The sequence below is a fragment of the Bacillus sp. Bwzl_19 genome (genome assembly GCF_054900515.1).
Genome location: NZ_CM142729.1, coordinates 1,448,880 through 1,468,593, shown reverse-complemented (window position 1 = coordinate 1,468,593; position 19,714 = coordinate 1,448,880). Strand labels below are relative to the sequence as shown.

22 protein-coding genes and 2 pseudogenes are annotated in these 19,714 nt (G+C 44.4%); 7 read left to right on the top strand and 17 right to left on the bottom strand.

Going from position 1 to position 19,714, the window contains the following annotated elements:
- Window positions 1–12: 12 nt before the first annotated feature.
- Window positions 13–216, bottom strand: a pseudogene (locus ACW5MY_RS07800) (peroxiredoxin); the annotation flags it as partial.
- A 233-nt stretch (window positions 217–449) separates the two neighbouring features.
- Between ACW5MY_RS07800 and ACW5MY_RS07795 the strand changes: the two are divergent.
- The gene (locus ACW5MY_RS07795) at window positions 450–1,256 is read left to right on the top strand and encodes a mechanosensitive ion channel family protein (RefSeq protein ID WP_013352085.1); all 807 of its coding nucleotides are present in this window, start codon (window positions 450–452) and stop codon (window positions 1,254–1,256) included.
- A 33-nt stretch (window positions 1,257–1,289) separates the two neighbouring features.
- On the opposite strand, the gene ACW5MY_RS07790 is transcribed toward ACW5MY_RS07795, so the two are convergent.
- The 14 genes from ACW5MY_RS07790 to fadH form a co-directional block, all read right to left on the bottom strand.
- Complete coding sequence (locus tag ACW5MY_RS07790; protein ID WP_013352084.1) at window positions 1,290–1,535, bottom strand: YkuS family protein; 246 nt, start codon at window positions 1,533–1,535, stop codon at window positions 1,290–1,292.
- Between the two features lie 60 nt (window positions 1,536–1,595).
- The gene (locus tag ACW5MY_RS07785) at window positions 1,596–2,720 is read right to left on the bottom strand and encodes an N-acetyldiaminopimelate deacetylase (RefSeq protein ID WP_013352083.1); all 1,125 of its coding nucleotides are present in this window, start codon (window positions 2,718–2,720) and stop codon (window positions 1,596–1,598) included.
- Between the two features lie 70 nt (window positions 2,721–2,790).
- Entirely contained in the window at window positions 2,791–3,501 is a 711-nt protein-coding gene (gene dapD, locus ACW5MY_RS07780) for a 2,3,4,5-tetrahydropyridine-2,6-dicarboxylate N-acetyltransferase (protein ID WP_013352082.1), read from the bottom strand.
- Between the two features lie 81 nt (window positions 3,502–3,582).
- Window positions 3,583–4,038, bottom strand: coding sequence for a flavodoxin (locus ACW5MY_RS07775; RefSeq protein WP_013352081.1), 456 nt, complete (start codon window positions 4,036–4,038; stop codon window positions 3,583–3,585).
- Window positions 4,039–4,064: 26 nt separating this feature from the next.
- Complete coding sequence (locus tag ACW5MY_RS07770; RefSeq protein WP_013352080.1) at window positions 4,065–4,958, bottom strand: WD40/YVTN/BNR-like repeat-containing protein; 894 nt, start codon at window positions 4,956–4,958, stop codon at window positions 4,065–4,067.
- Window positions 4,948–5,421 (bottom strand): flavodoxin, encoded by a 474-nt coding sequence (locus ACW5MY_RS07765; protein ID WP_013352079.1) that lies wholly within the window; start codon window positions 5,419–5,421, stop codon window positions 4,948–4,950. Before ACW5MY_RS07765 ends, ACW5MY_RS07770 begins: the two co-directional genes overlap by 11 nt.
- 114 nt (window positions 5,422–5,535) lie before the next feature.
- Window positions 5,536–6,417, bottom strand: a complete 882-nt coding sequence (ccpC, locus tag ACW5MY_RS07760) for a transcriptional regulator CcpC (protein WP_013352078.1) — start codon at window positions 6,415–6,417, stop codon at window positions 5,536–5,538.
- A 139-nt stretch (window positions 6,418–6,556) separates the two neighbouring features.
- A complete protein-coding gene (gene cbpB, locus ACW5MY_RS07755; protein ID WP_003154608.1) occupies window positions 6,557–7,000 on the bottom strand; it encodes a cyclic-di-AMP-binding protein CbpB in 444 nt (147 codons plus the stop codon).
- Between the two features lie 143 nt (window positions 7,001–7,143).
- On the bottom strand, window positions 7,144–7,335 hold the full coding sequence (gene abbA, locus ACW5MY_RS07750) for an antirepressor AbbA (protein WP_013352076.1): 192 nt from the start codon (window positions 7,333–7,335) through the stop codon (window positions 7,144–7,146).
- Between the two features lie 140 nt (window positions 7,336–7,475).
- The gene (locus ACW5MY_RS07745) at window positions 7,476–7,994 is read right to left on the bottom strand and encodes a ribonuclease H-like YkuK family protein (RefSeq protein ID WP_013352075.1); all 519 of its coding nucleotides are present in this window, start codon (window positions 7,992–7,994) and stop codon (window positions 7,476–7,478) included.
- Window positions 7,995–8,118: 124 nt separating this feature from the next.
- Window positions 8,119–8,358: a YkuJ family protein gene (locus ACW5MY_RS07740; protein ID WP_013352074.1), complete on the bottom strand. Its 240-nt coding sequence runs from the start codon at window positions 8,356–8,358 to the stop codon at window positions 8,119–8,121.
- 445 nt (window positions 8,359–8,803) lie between these two features.
- Window positions 8,804–10,024 carry an EAL domain-containing protein gene (locus ACW5MY_RS07735; protein WP_014470459.1) on the bottom strand — a complete coding sequence of 407 codons (1,221 nt, stop codon included), beginning with the start codon at window positions 10,022–10,024 and terminating at the stop codon, window positions 8,804–8,806.
- Between the two features lie 137 nt (window positions 10,025–10,161).
- Window positions 10,162–10,710 (bottom strand): hypothetical protein, encoded by a 549-nt coding sequence (locus tag ACW5MY_RS07730; protein ID WP_013352072.1) that lies wholly within the window; start codon window positions 10,708–10,710, stop codon window positions 10,162–10,164.
- 113 nt (window positions 10,711–10,823) lie between these two features.
- A complete protein-coding gene (gene fadH, locus ACW5MY_RS07725) occupies window positions 10,824–11,588 on the bottom strand; it encodes a 2,4-dienoyl-CoA reductase (protein ID WP_462061814.1) in 765 nt (254 codons plus the stop codon).
- A 143-nt stretch (window positions 11,589–11,731) separates the two neighbouring features.
- Between fadH and ACW5MY_RS07720 the strand changes: the two genes are divergently transcribed.
- The 4 genes from ACW5MY_RS07720 to ACW5MY_RS07705 all read left to right on the top strand — a co-directional run bounded on the left by ACW5MY_RS07720 (window position 11,732) and on the right by ACW5MY_RS07705 (window position 15,119).
- Entirely contained in the window at window positions 11,732–12,595 is an 864-nt protein-coding gene (locus ACW5MY_RS07720) for a metallophosphoesterase (protein WP_013352070.1), read from the top strand.
- A 74-nt stretch (window positions 12,596–12,669) separates the two neighbouring features.
- A complete protein-coding gene (locus tag ACW5MY_RS07715; protein WP_088030678.1) occupies window positions 12,670–13,164 on the top strand; it encodes a L,D-transpeptidase family protein in 495 nt (164 codons plus the stop codon).
- Between the two features lie 75 nt (window positions 13,165–13,239).
- Window positions 13,240–14,532 carry an MFS transporter gene (locus tag ACW5MY_RS07710; RefSeq protein WP_013352068.1) on the top strand — a complete coding sequence of 431 codons (1,293 nt, stop codon included), beginning with the start codon at window positions 13,240–13,242 and terminating at the stop codon, window positions 14,530–14,532.
- A gap of 122 nt (window positions 14,533–14,654) precedes the next feature.
- A complete protein-coding gene (locus ACW5MY_RS07705) occupies window positions 14,655–15,119 on the top strand; it encodes a YkyB family protein (protein WP_462061813.1) in 465 nt (154 codons plus the stop codon).
- Window positions 15,120–15,155: 36 nt separating this feature from the next.
- Here the strand turns inward: ACW5MY_RS07705 and cheV are convergent, their stop codons facing one another.
- A complete protein-coding gene (gene cheV / locus ACW5MY_RS07700; protein ID WP_013352066.1) occupies window positions 15,156–16,067 on the bottom strand; it encodes a chemotaxis protein CheV in 912 nt (303 codons plus the stop codon).
- Between the two features lie 188 nt (window positions 16,068–16,255).
- On the opposite strand from cheV, the gene ACW5MY_RS07695 reads away from it, so the two are divergent.
- A complete protein-coding gene (locus ACW5MY_RS07695; protein WP_013352065.1) occupies window positions 16,256–16,417 on the top strand; it encodes a hypothetical protein in 162 nt (53 codons plus the stop codon).
- Window positions 16,418–16,618: 201 nt separating this feature from the next.
- Window positions 16,619–17,832 (top strand): annotated as a pseudogene (locus ACW5MY_RS07690) (aminotransferase A).
- On the opposite strand, the gene ACW5MY_RS07685 reads toward ACW5MY_RS07690, so the two are convergent.
- Window positions 17,813–19,633, bottom strand: a complete 1,821-nt coding sequence (locus ACW5MY_RS07685) for a PAS domain-containing protein (RefSeq protein ID WP_014470460.1) — start codon at window positions 19,631–19,633, stop codon at window positions 17,813–17,815. The pseudogene ACW5MY_RS07690 and the gene ACW5MY_RS07685 overlap by 20 nt on opposite strands.
- Between the last annotated feature and the right edge of the window lie 81 nt (window positions 19,634–19,714).

Sequence of the window (19,714 nt, the reverse complement as noted above, 5' to 3'; positions counted from 1 at the left end):
TATGTCCCTCCGTTATCGATCAGAATTTAAAAAGGTCTGTGATTTTGTCTGTTTCCGAACGGATGAAAACGTTTTTTGTCCGGGCTTCCGGTTCGCAGGAGAAAGTTCGCCGTTTAGAACACTCAATGTTTTATCAACGTCACTGCCCGATGCTGTTGTGGGACATTCGCCCCCGGGAAACACTGCACCTTCTTCTTCAATTAACACGCCGAATTCCTCATATGCCATTCTCCCTCAAAAGTGTATGATTCAGCTGAATCCCCATGTTAAAATAAGATTGAAGATTCCCGTTCAATTACTATCTTCACAAAAATAATGATATAGAAACCGGTCAATATGCCAAACCCTGAATGTAAATAACTGGTTTCTAGTAAAAGGTTTATCTTATTGGAAAAACGGGTAAACCACTTTTGACTTTTCTGCAATAGACTTGAAAGGGAGACACCACTATGATTGATTTAAAACACTTTGATTGGGCCGGCCTTATCACCTCTGCCGGGATTTTCACCGTAAAGCTGGCTCTCATCATTTTAGCGTATTTTATTTTTCGGACGGCAGGCAAAAAGCTGATCAAGCATCTGTTTCAGAAATTCGAAAAACAGAACAACCTCTCTACGGGCCGCGCTTATACTTTGCGAAGCCTCGCGCTTAATGTGTACGGATACATACTGATTTTCGTTTTTATCGTGATGATATTGGATTTATTTCACTACAATCCGAGCGCTCTCATTGCCGGTGCCGGCGTGGTGGGCCTTGCAGTCGGATTCGGCGCTCAGGGGCTTGTCAGTGATATCGTTACCGGATTTTTTATCCTTTTGGAAAAACAGATCGATGTCGGTGATTATATTACAGTTGCAGGCTACAGCGGCATTGTCGAGCAGGTCGGTCTCCGTACGACGCAAATCAGGAGCTTTGACGGCACGCTTCATTATCTTCCCAACCGGGGCATCACGAATGTGAGCAATCATTCCCGCGGAACGATGCAGGCGCTTGTCGATATTAAGGTGCCGCTTGAAAAGAATCTCGATGAAACCATTCAGGTTCTGCAAACCGCGTGTGACAAAGCAGCCGCTGAGCTCCCGCAGATTAAGGAAGGGCCGGACGTCATCGGGGTTCAGGATTTAAGCACATCAGAAATGGTCATCAGAATCATTGCGAAAACAGAAAATATGGAGCAATGGCGGGTTGAACGCGTGCTGCGGAGAGAAATGAAAATCGCGCTCGACCGTTTTAAAAACGCCGCTTCCGGCGAATAAAAAAACCGAAGCATAAGCTTCGGTTTTTTCTTTTTAATGAAATTTTTTTTCTACTTCGCTGCAGATTTCGTCAGCGGTCATTCCGGAAGCCGTAATGACGGGAGCCTGAGTTGACGTATCGGCGATGCCTTGGACATTGCTGTCAAGTCCGGTTACGACACAGCAGTCACAATCCTTCGCATCCTCAGGAGTCTTCATCATCACTACGTCATATCCTTTTTGTTTTAACGCCTGTTCTACATCCGATAAAGATTGTTCAATTCCAATTTTTTTCGTCATATTGAACACCTCCGTTATGTAGAGTGCTCAATTTTTGTTAGATTATTCTTCTTTTCGGATTTAATTGGCATACTCCGAAAAATATCCGACCATGACATTGACTGCGGTTTCCATCGCGCCTTCATCCGGGTTCAGCTTTGCATGGTGAAGCCCGTGGGAAGAATCCGCTCCGAGCCAGAACATAAAGCCGGGATATTTTTTCAGCATATACCCGAAATCTTCTCCGGTCATCGCTTCTTTCGCCATTTTCACTTCTGCAAGATTATGATCTTTGACAAATTGCATAAATTCTTCGGTCAGGCCGCTTGTATTATAGACTTGATGATAAACGGACGGATACGTGACCTTCCCTTTGCAGCGGAAGCCGATTTCAATCCCTTTGACGAGTTCTTCAATCCGCTTTTTCACCATGCGCATTGATTCCTCAGAAAGCGTCCGGATCGTTCCTTCCAGATGAGCATGCTCTGCGATGATATTTTGCGCCGTGCCCCCGGTAATCGTTCCGATAGTAATCACCGCGCTGTCAAGCGGATCCGTATTTCTGGATATGACCGTTTGCAGCTGCGTGACAAGCGTGCTTGCGGCGACGACCATGTCGTCTGCTGTATGCGGATATGCCGCATGTCCGCCTTTCCCTTCAAGGTCGATGACAAGCTCACTTGTATTGGCAAATAGCAATCCGCTTTTGGTGGAGATTGTGCCCACCGGCAGCTCAGGTGCTATATGGAGGGCAGTGATCAAATCCGGCGTCCATTTTTTCAGCACATCGCTTTCAAGCATCGGTTCCGCTCCGCCGGGTCCTTCTTCAGCCGGCTGAAATAAAAAGAGCAGATCATGCTTGACCGGATGATGGACAAAATGATCAATAATGCCGAGTGCGATGGTCATATGCATGTCGTGGCCGCATGCGTGCATAAAACCGGGGTGTTCCGATGAAAACGGAAGTCCAGTCTGTTCTTCAATCGACAAAGCGTCTATATCCGCTCTGTAGGCAAGCATTTTTTCCGGAGCCGTGCCGTTGACTTTAACAAAGATGCCGGTTCTCCAAGTTTCGATTTCAATTCTTTCTTCCGGGTATTGGTTCAATATATTCAGCAGGTACTGCTGTGTTTTATATTCCTGAAAGCCGATCTCCGGGATGCGGTGCAGATCTCTCCGGATAGAAATGAGCCGCTCTTTTTCCATATGTATTCCTCCTTAAGATAAGAATAAGGCGTGGATTTTATCATCCACGCCCATTCTATCAAACCATTCCTTACAGCTGGCGTAATTCCTGTTTGATTTCTGTTTTGCCTTTTGTTTTTTCATCGATATCTTTGATTTTTTTCGCTGGTGTTCCCGCTACAACGGTATATGGCTCAACGTCGTTTACAACGATGGCTCCCGCAGCGACAACCGCGCCTTTACCGATTGTTACGCCTTCAAGAACAACCGCATTTGCGCCGATTACAACGTCGTCTTCCACGACAACAGGCTTAGCGCTTGGCGGCTCGATGACACCCGCTAATACAGAACCCGCTCCGATGTGGCAGTTTTTGCCGACAGTCGCGCGTCCTCCGAGCACAACGTTCATATCAATCATTGTGCCTTCGCCGATGACTGAACCGATATTAATAGACGCACCCATCATGATAACGGCATTGTCGCCGATTTCGACTTGGTCGCGGATAATAGCGCCAGGCTCGATGCGCGCTTTTACATCTTTCATGTCAAGCATCGGAATTGCAGAGTTGCGGCGGTCATTTTCAATGACGTAATCCTCAATTTTGTCTTTGTTTTCTTCAATTGCGGCTTTAATGTCAGCCCACTCGCCAAAAACGACGCCGGATTGGCCGTTTAGGAATGTTTTAGAGGAATCTCCAAAGCTGATTCCCTCAAGGTCGCCTTTTACATACACTTTTACAGGTGTTGATTTTGTACTATTTTGAATAAATGAAATAATTTCATTTGCATCCATCATTTTCATATGTATTGTCCTCCTCTGATTTTCTACCTCATTACTGTAACAAAGGAAGGATACAAAGACAAGAAAAAAAGGAACAAGCCTTTATTCCGCCGGCTGGCTGCACAGCGCGGCGAACTGTCTTCCGAAGTCCCGGAGCTCCTCTTCCTCGCTGCCTTCAGGATTGTTTTCAATTTTGACTGATGGCAGCGCCACCCGTCCTCCGCGGGCCGTGATCACTTTTTCCAATTCGTCCACCGCTCCGCAAAAAAACTCGTAGGACATATCACCGGAACCGAACAAAGCAAATGTTTTCCCCGCAAAATCCAGGTTTTCCATATCTTCAGCAATATCCAGCAATTCATCAGGAAGATCCCCGTCTCCCCAAGTATATGTCCCTAATAAGATGTGTTCGTAATCATTAAAAAGCTCGGCATCGATATCCATCGCTTCATATCTGTCTACTGTTGCTTCTGCTTCAATCAGCCCTTTTTCAATCAAATTCGCCATCGCTTCGGTGTTTTCTGACATTGTAGCATAAACAAGCAATACATTCCCCATCTTCGTCTCTCCTTTATGTATTAAAACTAATGTGCGAGCCGGGCCGCCTCATACGGTCTGACAAATTTACATTCGTAAAGGCCCGCGCAAAAAAAGCTTTCTTTCCGGTTGGCCACCCGCCATCCGTGACCGCGGATCGTATCAAACCATTTTAATTCACCGGCGGCGAAATCAGCTTGATAAATGCGCGAAAACCCGTGTTCGTCCTGTGACGAAGTGACATAAATAATACCGTTATCCTCGGAAACGTCGAGAAATGATTTTTCCCGTATGGCAGGTCCGGCTGAAATGGCAAACTCCTCTTCCGTCCGCACGTTTCGGACAGAAACCTCGCCCCGCTCTCCCTTCGCCGCACCTTTTGCCGCAATGAGCCAATCCTTCTGATACATGAGCATTGAGGCCGTCATGCGCTGCCTTTCACAGCTTATACGCCGGACGCGGTCTTTCGTCAGATCATACGCCCAAATGCCGCCATGATTCATATGAATCCGGGTGCCGATATAAATCGTCTTACCGTGCAAACAAAGCGAACGGATTACTGGCGGCTCCTTCAATTGTGAAAAGGGCTTGGCCACATGCCAAGTGACACCGAAATCATCAGATAAATAGAGGCAGTGCGTGCCGTGAGCACAGACAAACCCGTCATTCCGACCGGCAACAGCCCATACGGAGGCGCTGGTCGGAAAGCGGGATGCCGTCCAGGTCTTTCCCTGATCGGCCGATCTGAGGACGGCGCCTTTTTCTCCAGCTCCGAATATGTAAGGCCCGATGTAAGTCAGCACATGAATCTTGCTTTTCATCCGGTACAGCCGTTTCCAGCCTTCTTCCCCAGAAAAATGAAAAATGCCTTCGCCTTTTACAGCGACAAAATATCCCGAAGACACTGATGCCATGACAGCCGTCGCGCCTTTATGAAACATGGCACCGGTCTCCGTGGTGTGCGGCCCATGCAAGAAAACCGCGGACAAATTCTTTGCAGCATTCCTGATCTTCAGCCGTCTCAGGCGCCAGCTCAATTTTCAGCGTTTCCGGATATAAATTGGCGCCGGCCTTTTCAAACGCTTCGCAAAACAGCGTGACCGCTTCGCAAAACTTCGGATAGGCGTGGTCGCCTGAACCGAAACAAGCCGTTTTCAGTCCGTTGAGCTGGCGATGCAGAATATCTTCATAAAAATCTTCCGCTTCGTAAGGAAGATCACCGTCCCCCCATGTGTACGTTCCGACAAAAACATAATCATATGCTTCGAGAGAATCCGCATCTGCCTCATCCATGTCAAGACAGTCAATTGCAATCTGATGCTCACTCAGTGTTTCTTTTATAATGCCGGCAATATCCTCTGTATTCCCCGACATGCTTGCGTATATAATTAATGCTTTCTGCACATGATCACCCCGTAATTGATAATGATTTTCATTAACTTATACAATACTTTAAATGATAATGATTTTCATTGTCAATGAAAAATAAAAAAAAGACAGCATGATTACTGTCTCTTTTTAAAAAGGGCGTTCCTGTTTCAGCATATCTTTGACGACCGAAACAAAAGCCTGCACCTGTTTTAATTCAAATGCCGGCTCATAACCGAGCAGCCATGTATCACGGCCGATCGGATGATCCTTAGCATCAAGCAGGGGCATTTTATTTACTTTGTCTTCCTCTTCTAAGGTGACTGACGGCAGAATGGCATAACCGATCCCGTGCAGCGCCATCTGCTTGCACGTTTCAATCTGATCGACGAGGATCGTCTGTTTCGGCGAGGTTTTGAATTTTTGATGCCACCAATGCTGAATTTCCTGAAAATATGTACTGTCACTTTTGAACTGGATAAACGGCCGATCGGTATGGGCAATATCATCAATACAGGAAATTTCCGTATCGACCAAATATAAATGATCGGTCATTAAATAATCTTTTCGGCCTTTCCATTCCGGATTTCCCCGGATAATGCCGATATGTACCTGATCTTCATACAGACTTTTCAGCATTTCACTGCTCCACCCTGTAATGAGAGAAACTTTTGCGTTCGGATATCGCTCCACATATGTTTTTAACACTTTCGGAAGCCAGTGCTGCCCGATAATGGAGGCGACGGCAAGCTTCAATGTGCCGTGAATTTCTCCTTCAAGTTCATCAATATTTTCTCTTATTCTCTCTTGCCGATCCGTGACATCATTTGCAAATTGTATGATTTTTTCTCCTGCCGGCGTTACCGTAAGTCCTTTTTGAGATCTTAGAAAGATCTTTGTTCCCCAGGCTTTTTCAATGGTCTGCAATCGCTGGGACAGAGCCGGCTGTGACACGAATAACCGTTCGGCAGCCTTCCTCATGTTTAATTCCTCAGCTAAAACTACGAGCATATGAAGCTCTTGAAGCTGCATGTCGTCCTCCTTTTCAATGCCTTTTCGTATTTCTTATCTACCATTCTAATAAAATAAAGGCTGCCGAGGCAAGCATCACTCATATGTATGCGTTTTCTTTTTCTGGCATGCGAAGAACAAATAGGCTGATCGTGCGAGCCTACTTATTCAATGATCTGATATGGCTGCTTAACTGCTTTAACACGACTCTTCTCGTGAAAATGCCTTCAAAGACGCCTTCATCATTTTCAACGCAGACAAAGCCGTTATTAATGACCATGCTGAACCCTTTGATAATCGGATCATTGATGTGGAGACGGGGAATGTCTTTCAGCATGACTTCCTCAACCGTAATTTGATCCAGCTTCTCAAACTCAATCCGTTCAAGTCCGAAAATGCTGTTCATAATCATATTTGTCCCGATCAAACCGTGCAGACGGTACGAAGCGTCCAGGACGGGAATGGCGGTATAGCCGGTTTTTGTGAGCACTAAAAGAGCATGCTCAAGGTTGTTTCCGACTTGTACGTGCGCCACTTTATCCGCCTCAATCATAAATTGTCCGACTGTTGCATCAAGAAGCTGATCTGATTGTAAGCTAATCATGTCACTTCGACCCCTTTACATTTTTCATCAAAACATGTATTCCCTATATCGCAATAATATAAACATTATCATTTTTTGTTGAAAAGTTTCCGTCAATAAAAAAGATACTCTTTGCAATCGAGTATCAATTTATAGGCCGCTGATTAATTTTCGTTCCGAAAACGGTCATAAAGCGTGACGAGTTTTTTATAAGTGGTTCCATCAACGCTTTTTGACCCTGCTTCTATATCGTTGATTTCGCTGGTCAAAAGCTCAATGGCATATTCATGATTGATCAGGATATTCAGCAGAAGTTTTTGTTCTTCTTCCGTAAATCGTTCACCGATAAGACTCATACGTAATCAGGCCCCCTATTTTTTACTGAATACCTCTGAAAGCAAAGTGTAATTTACTTTCAGCTCTACCGCTAGAATAAGTAAACAGAAAAAAATCGTCAACCGCATAATTCGACATTTTGCGGATTCTGTATGAAATATTATTTTGTGTAACGATTGGCATAACTGAATGCTGTGCAGGAATCGGGCTTGATTTTCGCTTCAATGCCCATCGAGGTAATGCGTCCGGTCATTTCTTGTATCAACTCTTTTGTAAGTCCTTTTCGGCCGATATCCAGATGCACTTCAAATGTAAGATCCGCCCCTTCATCCGCGAAAGGCAGGAGCAAATCTGTAAGTTCCATAAAGCGCCCGTCGAGAATATGCGCAGCCATCTCCTGGCTGAATGCGGTTTCCAGCGAAATTTTTTCGCGAAGGCTATGTATCGGTCTTGCAAGATCGTGATTTTTCAAACAGCCCCAAGCTCCCTTGCCTGTGCGGTGCAAGTGTATAGCCGTAATAAACTTTGTGAACTCGCGGTAAACTTGTGAATCGGTCCCTACAGACAGCACGTATGCTGAACGGGGGTCTTGATTGACAAAGCGTTTCAGCCGCTCCATCACGTCTTGAAAGGTCATTTGTGCTTCAGAAAGATTATAAAACAGAAAAGAATCAGCCATGTACGGACACTCCTCTTTCCAGAATCTACAACCAAATTCGAACAAGCACGTTCCTTTGCATGATTTAATAAAGCTCCGCTTGCGGAAGACGGGAAGCTTGGTCAGCCTGAAAAATTAAATCCAATTACTGAAGGAGCTCAAAAATTTCAATAGAAATCATGTCAATGTTATCAAACGGATATGTGTTAGGTTTTTCACCTTTTTGGAAAACCGTCAGTTCAAACGTTTGATTTTTTTCGAAATATTTAACACTGCAAATTTTTTCGCCGTTAACTTCAAAATAACGCTGCATCGGCTCGCTTGCCGCTTCCGCCGTTTCTTGCAGGCTTTGCAGCCTTGTGATGATACCCATTAATTGTGACATTCTAAAAAAAGACTCCTTTCAAAAAACAACTTCAAATCAACAAGTATTTATTATAATACAAGTTCTACAGAGCATCATACCATAAAGTAGACCGGGATGGCATTTTCCCGCTGGATTTTCAAAAAGAAATAAACGGGAAAACCGTGTTTTCGAATAGTTTGAAGCTTTTTTCAGAATGTCATACACCTTTTATAAATGATTTTTCGCTTTTTGAGCCGCCATTGTCAGATATATGTGAGAAGAGGCCTTTTTATGCGCAGACGACATAAAAAAACTTGGCGGGGGTAGCGCCAAGTTTTTTCGGATCTTGATCTGATAGAGGGGTTGGGGAACAGAGAGTAACTTCTCTCTATAACCAAATGATAATGATTATCAGTATCATTGTCAATCGTTTTTTAAAACTTTTTTCAGATGACAGCAAAAAAAGCGGCATACAGCAGCCGCTTTAAAGTAATCCGTCCTGTTCATATAAATAAGAGTAAGGCAGATCGATAAATAAATACATATTGTCATCCATCGGATATGAAAAGGTTCTGATCATCTCTCCCGTTTCAATGTCACTGTACAGGTCACTGAAAAAGCCTTTTCTTGAATTCCGCATCTTCATGATGTTTTCTAAAAAGTACGGGCGCCAGCTCCAGTTTTTCTCCATGTATTCAGGCTGATAAAACCATTCACCGGATTGCTTGAACACATTTCCCGTCAGCTGATAGCCTTCTTCATCACACATATAAATTCTGAAACAGCAGTCCGTCAGATTTTCCGCCAGTTTTTTAATAAACTCATCGTCCGCCTGGTGGGTTTTCTTCAGCTCGGAAACAGCCTGATTGACCCGCTTATAAAAATTCTCAGAGTGTTCATATACCGTTTCCAGCTTCTTCTTCTCTCTCGTGATAAATTGCTGAAACTCCGTTTTCAAGCGTTCTTTTAACAGGCTCCGGTCTATAAAATGACCGCTTGGCGCCTGCAGGTAATAGCCTTGAAAGAATCGGCCTCCGTTTCTCCAGGCGTACTGCAGCTGAAAATCAGCTTCTATATCTTCATACAGCAGCGCGGCCCCGATTTTCCTCGCCAGCAATGAAATGCTGTACAGCACATGCTCATACGATGGTGACGGCTGAGATACTTTCAGCGCCTGCAAATCTATTTTCAGAAGATCCGGTGAAAGGAGCGCGATTCTGTCCAGGTTGCTGCTCTCCTTACCTATATTGTCCACTGCGATTTTAATGCCGTATGTACGATAGTAGGCAAGCATATGGTACAGCTGTTCAATGTCGCCTTCGAAATTGTGCTCGGTGATCTCAAGCACAATACGGTTCAGTTCAATGCCCTGCTCTTCGTATTCTTTCAAAAGCTCAAGAAAGCTTTCGCCATGGTCAAGCATCAATACATTTGCATCCTGGTTGATAAAAATCAACAGGTCACGATCCGCTTCTTTAAACCGCTCCAGCGCCTGCCTGATGACTCTGTCATCGACCTCAAGCTTATATTCTTCCGGAATGCCGGAATCTAAGAAAAACGGCCCGAGGCTCTCAATCTCCGCATCTGCCAAAATACGGCCGAGCACCTCATAGCCCACAACTCTTTGTTCCTCCGCGTTAAAAATCGCTTGGTAATACGGAATGACATCATCAATATTCGTCAGTATATCAAGTGGGTCCAACATGTTATCACCTGCTTCTCTATCTTTGTCTGATTATACACAATTATATCTGCACCACAAAGGTTTAGACATTCATAGGGGAAAAAGAGGCAGTATGGGAGCAGCTTAAAATAAAAGGGGAAAATTTTTAAAATCACTCTTTAGATAAGGATGTTATTCATTTGTTTCACAATCACAAATACAAGTATAAATATAAGAGCATTATAACCGGCAGCTGTCCAAAAGTAATGACTCCAATCGGTACTGTTAAACACCCAATCATCATCATGTTTCAACTGAAAGAAAGTTCCTTTTTTATCTAACGTGCCAAATGTAAGAGTTGTGAACCCGCCAACACTCTTGGAAACGTCAACTCCATACATTGAACCGGCATTATCAGTATCATTTATTGGCATATACGTATAATCAGATAAAATTGTTTCCGCCAGCTCGGTCGGCAGAGACACATATAATACAGCCGATGTATCGCCTCCGAGCCCACTCAAATACTCCCTGGCTTTAATAAATTTCGTTTCATCAGGAAAATCTATGTGATATAGCTTTTCAAATCTGATTATTTCATCAGATGTAAGATTGGTATTTTGATAATACTCTGGAGTAAAAGCGCAAATAATAAAGTGCCAAATATTAAAGATATTAACTAAACTGCTTAAAAATAGTACAGCGAACCATTTTAATAATTTCTTCAATTAATCGCCCCTTAATCTTTCAAAATTATATCATAATTTTGAATAGAAAATAAAACAAGCGAACGGCCGGCTTTGACGTTCGCTTGTTTTGCAAAATAATCAATATATCAAAATTAAAACGGATAAGGATTCAGCCACTGCCCGCCGTCCATTGTGATACACTCCCCGTTTATGTAGGCCGCTTCATCGGATAGCAAAAACGCTGCCAAAGCGGCGATTTCTTCCGGTGTGCCCAGCCGGCCAAGCGGCACACTGTTCATAGTGCGGGACATCGCTTTTTCCGATTCAAACAGCTTTTCCGCACCGCCTGTTCGTTCAATCGGGCCTGGGGCTATCGCGTTTGTGCGGATGCCATATTTGCTCCCCCATTCAACGGCCAGCGTTCTTGTCAGTGACAATACCCCCGCTTTGGCTGCAGCGGAATGAACGACCCCTGCTCCCGCTCCCCATGCGTATGTGGCGGCCATATTCAATATGACGCCCTTCTGCTCCTTCTCGATCCAATGCCTTGCCGCGGCTTGGCTGCAAAAAAAAGTGCCGTTTAAAACAATCTCAATAACAGCTTTCCATCCGTTGGGCGTCAGCTTTTCTGCCGGGCAAATAAAATTACCGGCCGCATTGTTAATCAGCGCATCAAGCCGGCCAAAGACATTTACTGCTTCTGTAATCATGTCTGAAGCACCGGATTCAGAACGGACATCCATTTGAAAACAGGCGACCTGTCCCTCAAAGGTCTCAATTTCTTTTTTTGTTTCCTCAAGTGCTTCCTGGTTCCTCCCTGTCACCATGACGTGCCATCCCAGTTCAGCCTGTTTTTTCGCCATTGCTTTTCCCATGCCGCTTGATCCGCCTGTAATGATTACTGCTTTCTTATCCATAACAAACCCACCCCTTTTATTGAATGAATAATCATTCATAATTCTACCATAGATGTCCTTCCCCGTCATTACATGCTGAGAAGGGATTTTTCAGCCAAGCTGATGATATAATAGAAAAACTCTGACAAAGGTTGGTTTTACATATGAAGAAAATGACCAGAAGAACATTTTTAAAAAGAGGAATCGGCATTTTGGGTGCGGCTCTCGCGACAGCTTGCGGAGGCTACGGCTATGCCCGGTATATTGAACCGCGTATGATCGAAATCACCCGGCATACCATCACCAGCCGCCTGATTCCCCGCGGCTTTGACAATTTTAAAATTGTTCAATTCAGCGATACGCATCTCAGTGACGTGTTTACAACAGAAGACTTGAATAAAACAGCGGAAAAGATTAATCAGCTGAAACCCGATCTGCTTATCTTTACGGGAGATTTAATTGATAAGCCGCATTTATATAATGATCATCAGCATGCGCTCGCCGTACTGCAAAGACTTGAAGCTCCTTTCGGAAAATTTTGTGTATATGGAAACCATGACCACGGCGGCTATGGCACAAACACGTACAAGGCTCTGATGGAAGCTGCTGATTTTCAAGTAATTCGAAACGGCTATCGTCAGGTGCAGCTGACAGACGGAAGCCGGATTGAACTCGCGTCTTTGGATGATTTAATGCTCGGAAAACCTGATTATGAAGGCACCCTTTCCCGTCTTTCCTCCGATACGTTTTCCATATTACTCGTTCATGAGCCGGATGCCGCTCTTAAGATCGGCCGGTATCCTGTGAACCTCCAACTGTCGGGACATACTCACGGCGGCCAGGTGCAGCTTCCGTTTTTCGGCCCTCTCATTACACCTCCTTACGGAAAAACGTATACCGACGGCATGTATACGCTGCATGACACAGTCGTTTATGTGAATCGCGGGCTTGGTACGACAAGACTGCCGTATCGATTTTTAGCGAGACCGGAAATTACGCTGTTTACTTTGAAAGCCTCACAAAAATAAGACTTTTGTCCCGATGCACAAACACCCCCTCCTTAATATGTATATGGAAAAGAGCAAAAAGGAGGGTGATGAAACTGCTGACCTATCAAGTGAAACAAGGAGAAACCATCTCAAGCATTGCGCAGGACTTCAGAATAAGCACTGCTGCTCTCCTTCAGGCAAATCCCTCAATCCAATCGGTTATTTACGCGGGACAGCATATTATCATACCGAATCTTCCCGACCCATCCACCATTCCCTATTCCATTGTCGTGTATATCGGAGCGAAGAAACTGCAATTATACCGCCTTGGCAGACTCATCCGTACGTATCCGATCGCAGTCGGAAAAATATTGACGACCACACCGACCGGGGAATTTTATATCGTGAATCGCCAGCCTAAGCCCGGCGGCCCGTTCGGCGCTTATTGGCTCAGCCTCTCTAAGCTTCATTACGGCATTCACGGGACAAATGACCCCTCCTCCATCGGCAAAGCGGTATCAAAAGGATGCATCCGGATGCATAATCAGGACGTCACTGAACTTGCCGCTACCGTTCCTAATGGAACAAAGGTGACGATTATAAGATAGAAAGATCTTATTTGTTTATAGAACGGGCTGATGATAATATATTACAGTGGGACCATTAGGGTAAGGAGCGTGTTTATGGATATATTTAAAAATAGAAATTTTGTCCGTTTATTTTTCGCAGCACTCGCTTCTCAAATGGGAACGACTGTAGGTAATATGGCTTTCGCTTTTTACTTGCTGGACCGCTTTGCCAACCAGCCGGCATACACGACTTTGGCTGAGCTGATGTATTCACTGCCGACGGTTTTCGTATTTCTTATTGTCGGTGTCGCAGCTGACCGGCTTGACAGGAAAAAGGTCGCAGAAAATTGTGACTGGATCAGGGCGGGACTGACGGTCGTATTGTTTGCGGCATTATACAGCGGGAATATTCCTTTCGTCTTCTGTATTTTGTTCATCAGAAGCGCCGTGACCAAGTTCTTTTTCCCGGCGGAAGCCAGCCTTGTACAAGCTATTCTGCCTAAGGAGCATTATGCGAAAGCTGCGGGGCTTAACCAGATCCTGTTCAGCATCTTTATGGTATTCGGCGTCGGTATGGGGGCGTTTATGTATAAAACGATCGGTGTTCACGGAGCCATTATCCTTGATTTTGTCAGCTTTATTGTGTCAGGCTTTCTGATCCGCGCCTGCCGCATTCCGAAAGAAGCCCGTCAGCCGAACGGCCCTTTTAAATGGGGGGATTCGTTTCTGAAAGATTCGGCCGCTGATTTTAAAGAAGGGATCGTATATATTGTTAAAAACAAATTGCTTGCTTCCCTTATTTTCGGCTTTTTTATCTTTGGATTTGTCAACGGCGGCTTTGCCGTACTGCCGATGTTTACGATGAAATACGGACTTGCGCCTGATCATTATGAATCACACACTTCAATCTTCACCGTCGCGCTCGGCTTCGGCCTGCTTGCCGGAAGTGTGATCGGAACAATGATCGCCAAAAAAGTCAAACCGCATCATTTGATGTCGATTCCTATTTTGGCAGCCGGGCTGCTCATTTTTGTCCTCGGTTATACGGATAAGCTGTGGATTTATTATACGGCCGCTTTCGTTCTCGGCATGTGCATCGGACCTGTCAATATCGCCATCGGCGGCTGGATGCCGAAAATCGTTCATCCGAAAATAATGGGCCGGGTCAGCGGCTGGCAGGATCCTTTTATGATGTTTGCCCAATCCATTACACTCGGACTGGTCGCCCTGTTATTTCCGAAATTCGTTTCCAATATTGATTACCTTTATTACGGCATGGGAGTCGTGATTTTGGCGGTATTTGTGTTCTATTTTATCGCCCTTCCGAAATACAGCGCCGAGGCAGCAGAAGTCGATGTGCAGCGATCATTAAAAGCTGATTCTGAAAAACACGCGAATCCTGTCTAATAAAGGAAAAAAATGCGCCCTTTTCATCAGAAAAAGGCGTATTTTTATAATCAATATTTGCATTTCAATGCTAAAAAAGTATAATCTATATATGAACTTGATCAATGCAAAGGAGAGAAATAATGGACGACCACGCTTATTCGAAAGAGCTGCAGCCAACCATCGAGAATCTTTCAAAAGCTGTTTATACTGTGAACCGCCATGCAAAAACCGCCCCCAACCCTAAATACCTTTATCTGCTGAAAAAACGGGCATTACAAAAGCTTGTGAAAGAAGGCAAAGGGAAAAAAATAGGGCTTCACTTTTCAAATAATCCCAGGTTTAGCCAACAGCAGTCAGACGTACTTATCTCTATCGGAGACTACTATTTTCACATGCCTCCAACAAAAGAAGACTTCCAGCATCTTCCGCATTTAGGTACGTTAAATCAATCGTACCGCAATCCTAAAGCACAAATGTCTTTGACAAGAGCGAAAAACTTATTGCAAAAATATGTGGGCTTAAAGGAAAAACCCCTTGCCGCCAACAGACAGCAGCCCGCTTATCATAAACCCGTGTTTAAAAAACTTGGTGAGAGTTATTTTTAATTCAAAAAAGCCGATGCATGACGCACCGGCTTTTTTCTATTCAATAACGTACGTATCCACTTTTTTAATTAACTCGCTGATTTCAGGCTTGCTGATCTGTTCATCTGCTCCGACGACTTCGCCCCGGTGGCGCAGGTCGTCCGTAATCAGAGACGAGAAGATCATAATCGGCACGTCAGAGCTTTGCGGGTTATCCTTAAGCAGCTTCGTCAAACGATGCCCGTCCATTTTCGGCATCTCAATGTCACTGATGATCATGTCGATATGGTCAGACAGGTTTTCTCCGTTATCCGTCAGTTTTATGATGTAATCATACGCTTCTTTACCATTTTCAAACGTAACGATTTCACTGTACCCCGCTTCAGTCAGCTCATCAGTCAAGAGGCGCATCAGAAGCGGCGAATCTTCAACGATGATCAGTTTTTTGCCCGACCGTCTTTCATCAAACCCTTCCTGATGGACATGATAAGTCTCAACTCCGGATGCCGATTCAATATCGTAAATGATCTTTTCGTAATCAGGTAAAAAGATCATCGTGTCTTCCAGTTTAATGATACCCGTTAAGTGCCGCTCCATGCCCTGATTCAGCGAAGTCGGCTTCTCAATCGCTTCCCAGGACACCCTGTGGATTTGTGAAACGGAACCGACATGAAAGACGATTTTCCGTTTGTTGAATTCCGTCACGATATATTTATCGTCTTTTGCTCCTTCGGCTTCAACGCCGAAAAAGGTATACAGGCTGATGACGGGAAGAATTTCGCCTCTCAGCTTAATCATCCCTTCTACGTCTTTGTGAGACTGAGGCACAGATGTGACATCTACCGGCTGAATAATTTCCCGGACTTTCATCACGTTTATGCCAAATGTATTGACACCTACTTCAAATTTGACGATTTCTAATTCATTTGTGCCTGAATCCAATAAAATATCGTATTGTTGTAAAGACAATTCAATCCCTCGCTATCCGCATTCAGTATTGTATTGTATATATCGGCTGTAAACGGAAAAAGTGAATGTATTCCGGACAACTGAACATTAACTCTTTATAAAAAGATTCTTTTTTCTGATAGCCCATTGACTTTTTGACATCGAGTGGTAAAATAGTCAAGGATTTTTCAGGAAGAAGGGTGTAATAAATGGGTACAGTAGTCATATTCGACCAAGATCAAATGACGGTGTTAGAAGATATCAGCAAAACGGCTTACCTGCAAATGAAAAAAGAGGCGAAAGAGCGTCCCGATAAGCCGGCTCCATACATCGTATGGCGGGAAGACATCAGCTTTGAATACGGGTATTAATGACCTTCGCCACATATCACAATAGATAGATCATGATACAATGAAGACAATCATTTCAGCTGGTTGTCTTATTTTTTTCTGAAAGAAGGTATGTTTTCACATATCGGACATATACTCGGGATAGTTCAATTAAATAGATGACAAATGCTCAGCTAGTGGTAAAATAGGATAAACTCAATATATAGTATAAGGTGATGAATTATGGAACATTTGCTTAATCCGAATGTAAAAGAAATTGAAATTTCAGGAATTCGCAAATTCTCAAATCTTGTAGCCCAGCACGACAATGTCATTTCGCTTACGATCGGTCAGCCGGACTTTTTCACGCCGCACCATGTCAAAGCGGCCGCAAAAAAAGCAATCGACGAGAACGCAACGGCATATACTCCGAATGCGGGCGGCCTTGAGCTGAGACAGGCCGTACAGCTTTATATGAAGAAAAAAGCTGATTTAAATTATGAAGCCGAAACTGAAATCATCGTTACGACCGGAGCAAGCCAGGCGATTGACGCGTCTTTGCGGACGATTTTATCTCCAGGCGATGAAGTCATTCTCCCCGGACCGATTTATCCCGGCTATGAACCGATCATCCGCATGTCGGGCGCCGTTCCCGTCCATGTTGATACGACGACACACGGATTTAAGCTGACGGCGCGGCTCATAGAAGAAGCACTGACGCCGAAAACAAAATGCGTCATTCTTCCTTATCCGTCAAATCCGACCGGAGTGACCTTGTCAGAGGAAGAGCTGAAAAACATTGCAGCCGTACTGAAGGGCAGAAATGTTTTTGTGCTGTCTGATGAGATTTACAGCGAATTAACCTATGACAGACCGCATTATTCGATCGCGTCTTTTTTGAAGGACCAGACAATCGTAATCAACGGCCTGTCAAAATCACACAGCATGACGGGCTGGAGAATCGGTTTCATTTTCGCACCGAAAGAAATTGCCAAGCACATCTTAAAAGTTCACCAATACAGTGTGACATGCGCGTCCTCTATCTCCCAGAAAGCGGCGCTTGAAGCTGTGACAAACGGCGTTGATGATGCGCTTATTATGAGAGAACAGTATAAAAAGCGGCTTGACTATGTATATGACCGTCTTGTTTCAATGGGGCTTGACGTTGTAAAGCCGTCAGGCGCATTTTATATCTTCCCTTCCATTAAGTCATTCGGAATGTCATCGTTTGATTTTAGTATGGCTCTTTTAGAGGATGCAGGTGTGGCTCTTGTGCCCGGCAGCTCGTTTTCAAAATTGGGTGAAGGGTATGTGAGGCTGTCATTCGCATATTCACTGGATACATTGAGAGAAGGCTTGGACCGGCTGGAAGCATTTATTTTAAAAACGAGAGAATCCATGCAGACTATTTAAACAACGGCATAACGCCGTTGTTTTTTATTGTTTCGGGAATGTAATGTGAAAAGCCGTGCCTTTATCCGGTTTGCTGTCTACTTGAATGGCTCCCTGATGGTTTTTAATGAGATTGAATGTGACCATCAGCCCCAGGCCGGTTCCTTTTTCTTTCGTTGTCAGAAACGGTTCGCCTATCCGTTTCAGCACGTTTTCCGGTATCCCGTCACCCTCGTCTTTCACCGTCACATTAACGGAATACTCATCTTCTGTCATGAGAATATGGACTGTTCCCCCATCCGGCATCGACTCAACGGCATTTTTAATCAGATTGATAAACACCTGCTTCAGCTGATTTTGATCACCGTTAATAAACATGCTGTCCCGTTCGTAATCTGTTTTGATAAATATTCCTTTAAGATTTGCCTGCGTCTCTAACAGAGCGGTTACTTCACTTATAATTTTCTTTAAGTTGACACGCTCTTTCACGGCATTGTGCTGAGGTTTGGCAAGCATTAAAAGCTCACTTAAAATTAATTCGATTCTGCTCAGTTCAGAAAACACAATTTCAAAATAATGTTCGTTTTCCTCCATCGTCGGCTTCATGAGCTGTAAAAATCCTTTGATCGCCGTCAGCGGATTACGGATTTCGTGAGCGATTCCCGCCGCCAGCTGACCTGCGATAGACAGCTTTTCCGACTTCAGCATTAATTCCTCCGTCTGCTTCCGCTCAGAAATGTCACGCAGAATGACCTGCACGGCCATTTCTCCGAAAAACGTCGTCGGAATGCAGACCATTTCCGTGTAGATCAGCCGGTTTTTAAAGGTAAACCATGATTGCTTAATGATTTCTGACTCGGTCTTTCGGTCGATAATATTTCGGATCCGCTGTTTCACGCCATCATGATCGCAGGGATGAAGCTGATCATAGACGTTTTTCCCGATTAAATCTTCATAGGTTTCGGCCTCAAACAGAGAAATACCCGACTCATTCATGAATACCCATTTGTCATTGTGAATCACGGCGATCGTATCAATTGAGTTCTGAATGAGGAGCTGATACCGCTCTCTGCTTTTTTGCAAAATCGTTTGGAATTTTTTCCGTGAAGAAATATCAATCAGCAGCAGCAATTCCGCCCGCTGGTTTTTATATGTCGTCGGTGCCGCCTTCACTTCTAAATGAACGGGCGTGCCGTCAAGCCTTCTCCACGTCTGTTCAATCATTCCGACTTCCATCCCTTTTTGCATCCGCACAATTCGGTTTTTCACAATGTCGTGATACTCTTCTTCGATAAACTCATAAGATTGCCTGCCGATTACCGCGTCTTTGCTATCGGCTCCCAGCATGGCAAGCATCGCGTTATTGGCGTACGCGATTGTACCGTTGATGCTGACATATAAAGGATTCGGCAGCATTTCGACAAGACGCTCAAATTCGCCGTTTCCAGCCGCCTCTGCGGACTGTTGTTCTGCCTTTCGCTTCTTTTCTTCATGCATATAAGGCCTCGGGGGTGTCTTCTCCTTAAGCACCTTGATTTTAAGGATGATTTCCCGATCTGTCCCCTCCATTTGCGGTGTGACAATTTCCACACCCGCTTCAAGCCATACGATGGTATGATCTTTTTTAATAAGACGAAAGGTGCAAGGCATTAAATGATGCTCATTGTAGAAGTAACTTTCAACCAAAAATTGATCTTCTTCATGCAGGAACGTTTTGAGAAACGATCCGATCATCTCTTCCTGGGAATAGCTGAAATATGATTTGCAGTTTGCAGAAATATACATAATACGCCCGTTAGACGTCAATACGGCATGAAGATCGTTTTTCGATTGAAGCTGTTTTACATGCTGAGTATCCTGTTCCACAGAATCCCTCCTTTGCAATATACTCGCACTGCAGGCTGGTCACGGACTGATATAAAAAGAATTTCCACTAGATTGATTCGC

Bases quoted from the DNA above. Each gene is read 5' to 3' on its own strand.
- ACW5MY_RS07795 (WP_013352085.1), top strand. From the start codon at position 450: ATGATTGATTTAAAACACTTTGATTGGGCCGGCCTTATCACCTCTGCC.
- ACW5MY_RS07790 (WP_013352084.1), bottom strand. From the start codon at position 1,535: ATGACGAAAAAAATTGGAATTGAACAATCTTTATCGGATGTAGAACAG.
- ACW5MY_RS07785 (WP_013352083.1), bottom strand. From the start codon at position 2,720: ATGGAAAAAGAGCGGCTCATTTCTATCCGGAGAGATCTGCACCGCATC.
- dapD (WP_013352082.1), bottom strand. From the start codon at position 3,501: ATGAAAATGATGGATGCAAATGAAATTATTTCATTTATTCAAAATAGT.
- ACW5MY_RS07775 (WP_013352081.1), bottom strand. From the start codon at position 4,038: ATGGGGAATGTATTGCTTGTTTATGCTACAATGTCAGAAAACACCGAA.
- ACW5MY_RS07770 (WP_013352080.1), bottom strand. From the start codon at position 4,958: ATGTTTCATAAAGGCGCGACGGCTGTCATGGCATCAGTGTCTTCGGGA.
- ccpC (WP_013352078.1), bottom strand. From the start codon at position 6,417: ATGCAGCTTCAAGAGCTTCATATGCTCGTAGTTTTAGCTGAGGAATTA.
- cbpB (WP_003154608.1), bottom strand. From the start codon at position 7,000: ATGATTAGCTTACAATCAGATCAGCTTCTTGATGCAACAGTCGGACAA.
- abbA (WP_013352076.1), bottom strand. From the start codon at position 7,335: ATGAGTCTTATCGGTGAACGATTTACGGAAGAAGAACAAAAACTTCTG.
- ACW5MY_RS07745 (WP_013352075.1), bottom strand. From the start codon at position 7,994: ATGGCTGATTCTTTTCTGTTTTATAATCTTTCTGAAGCACAAATGACC.
- ACW5MY_RS07740 (WP_013352074.1), bottom strand. From the start codon at position 8,358: ATGTCACAATTAATGGGTATCATCACAAGGCTGCAAAGCCTGCAAGAA.
- ACW5MY_RS07735 (WP_014470459.1), bottom strand. From the start codon at position 10,024: ATGTTGGACCCACTTGATATACTGACGAATATTGATGATGTCATTCCG.
- fadH (WP_462061814.1), bottom strand. From the start codon at position 11,588: ATGGATAAGAAAGCAGTAATCATTACAGGCGGATCAAGCGGCATGGGA.
- ACW5MY_RS07720 (WP_013352070.1), top strand. From the start codon at position 11,732: ATGAAGAAAATGACCAGAAGAACATTTTTAAAAAGAGGAATCGGCATT.
- ACW5MY_RS07710 (WP_013352068.1), top strand. From the start codon at position 13,240: ATGGATATATTTAAAAATAGAAATTTTGTCCGTTTATTTTTCGCAGCA.
- ACW5MY_RS07705 (WP_462061813.1), top strand. From the start codon at position 14,655: ATGGACGACCACGCTTATTCGAAAGAGCTGCAGCCAACCATCGAGAAT.
- ACW5MY_RS07695 (WP_013352065.1), top strand. From the start codon at position 16,256: ATGGGTACAGTAGTCATATTCGACCAAGATCAAATGACGGTGTTAGAA.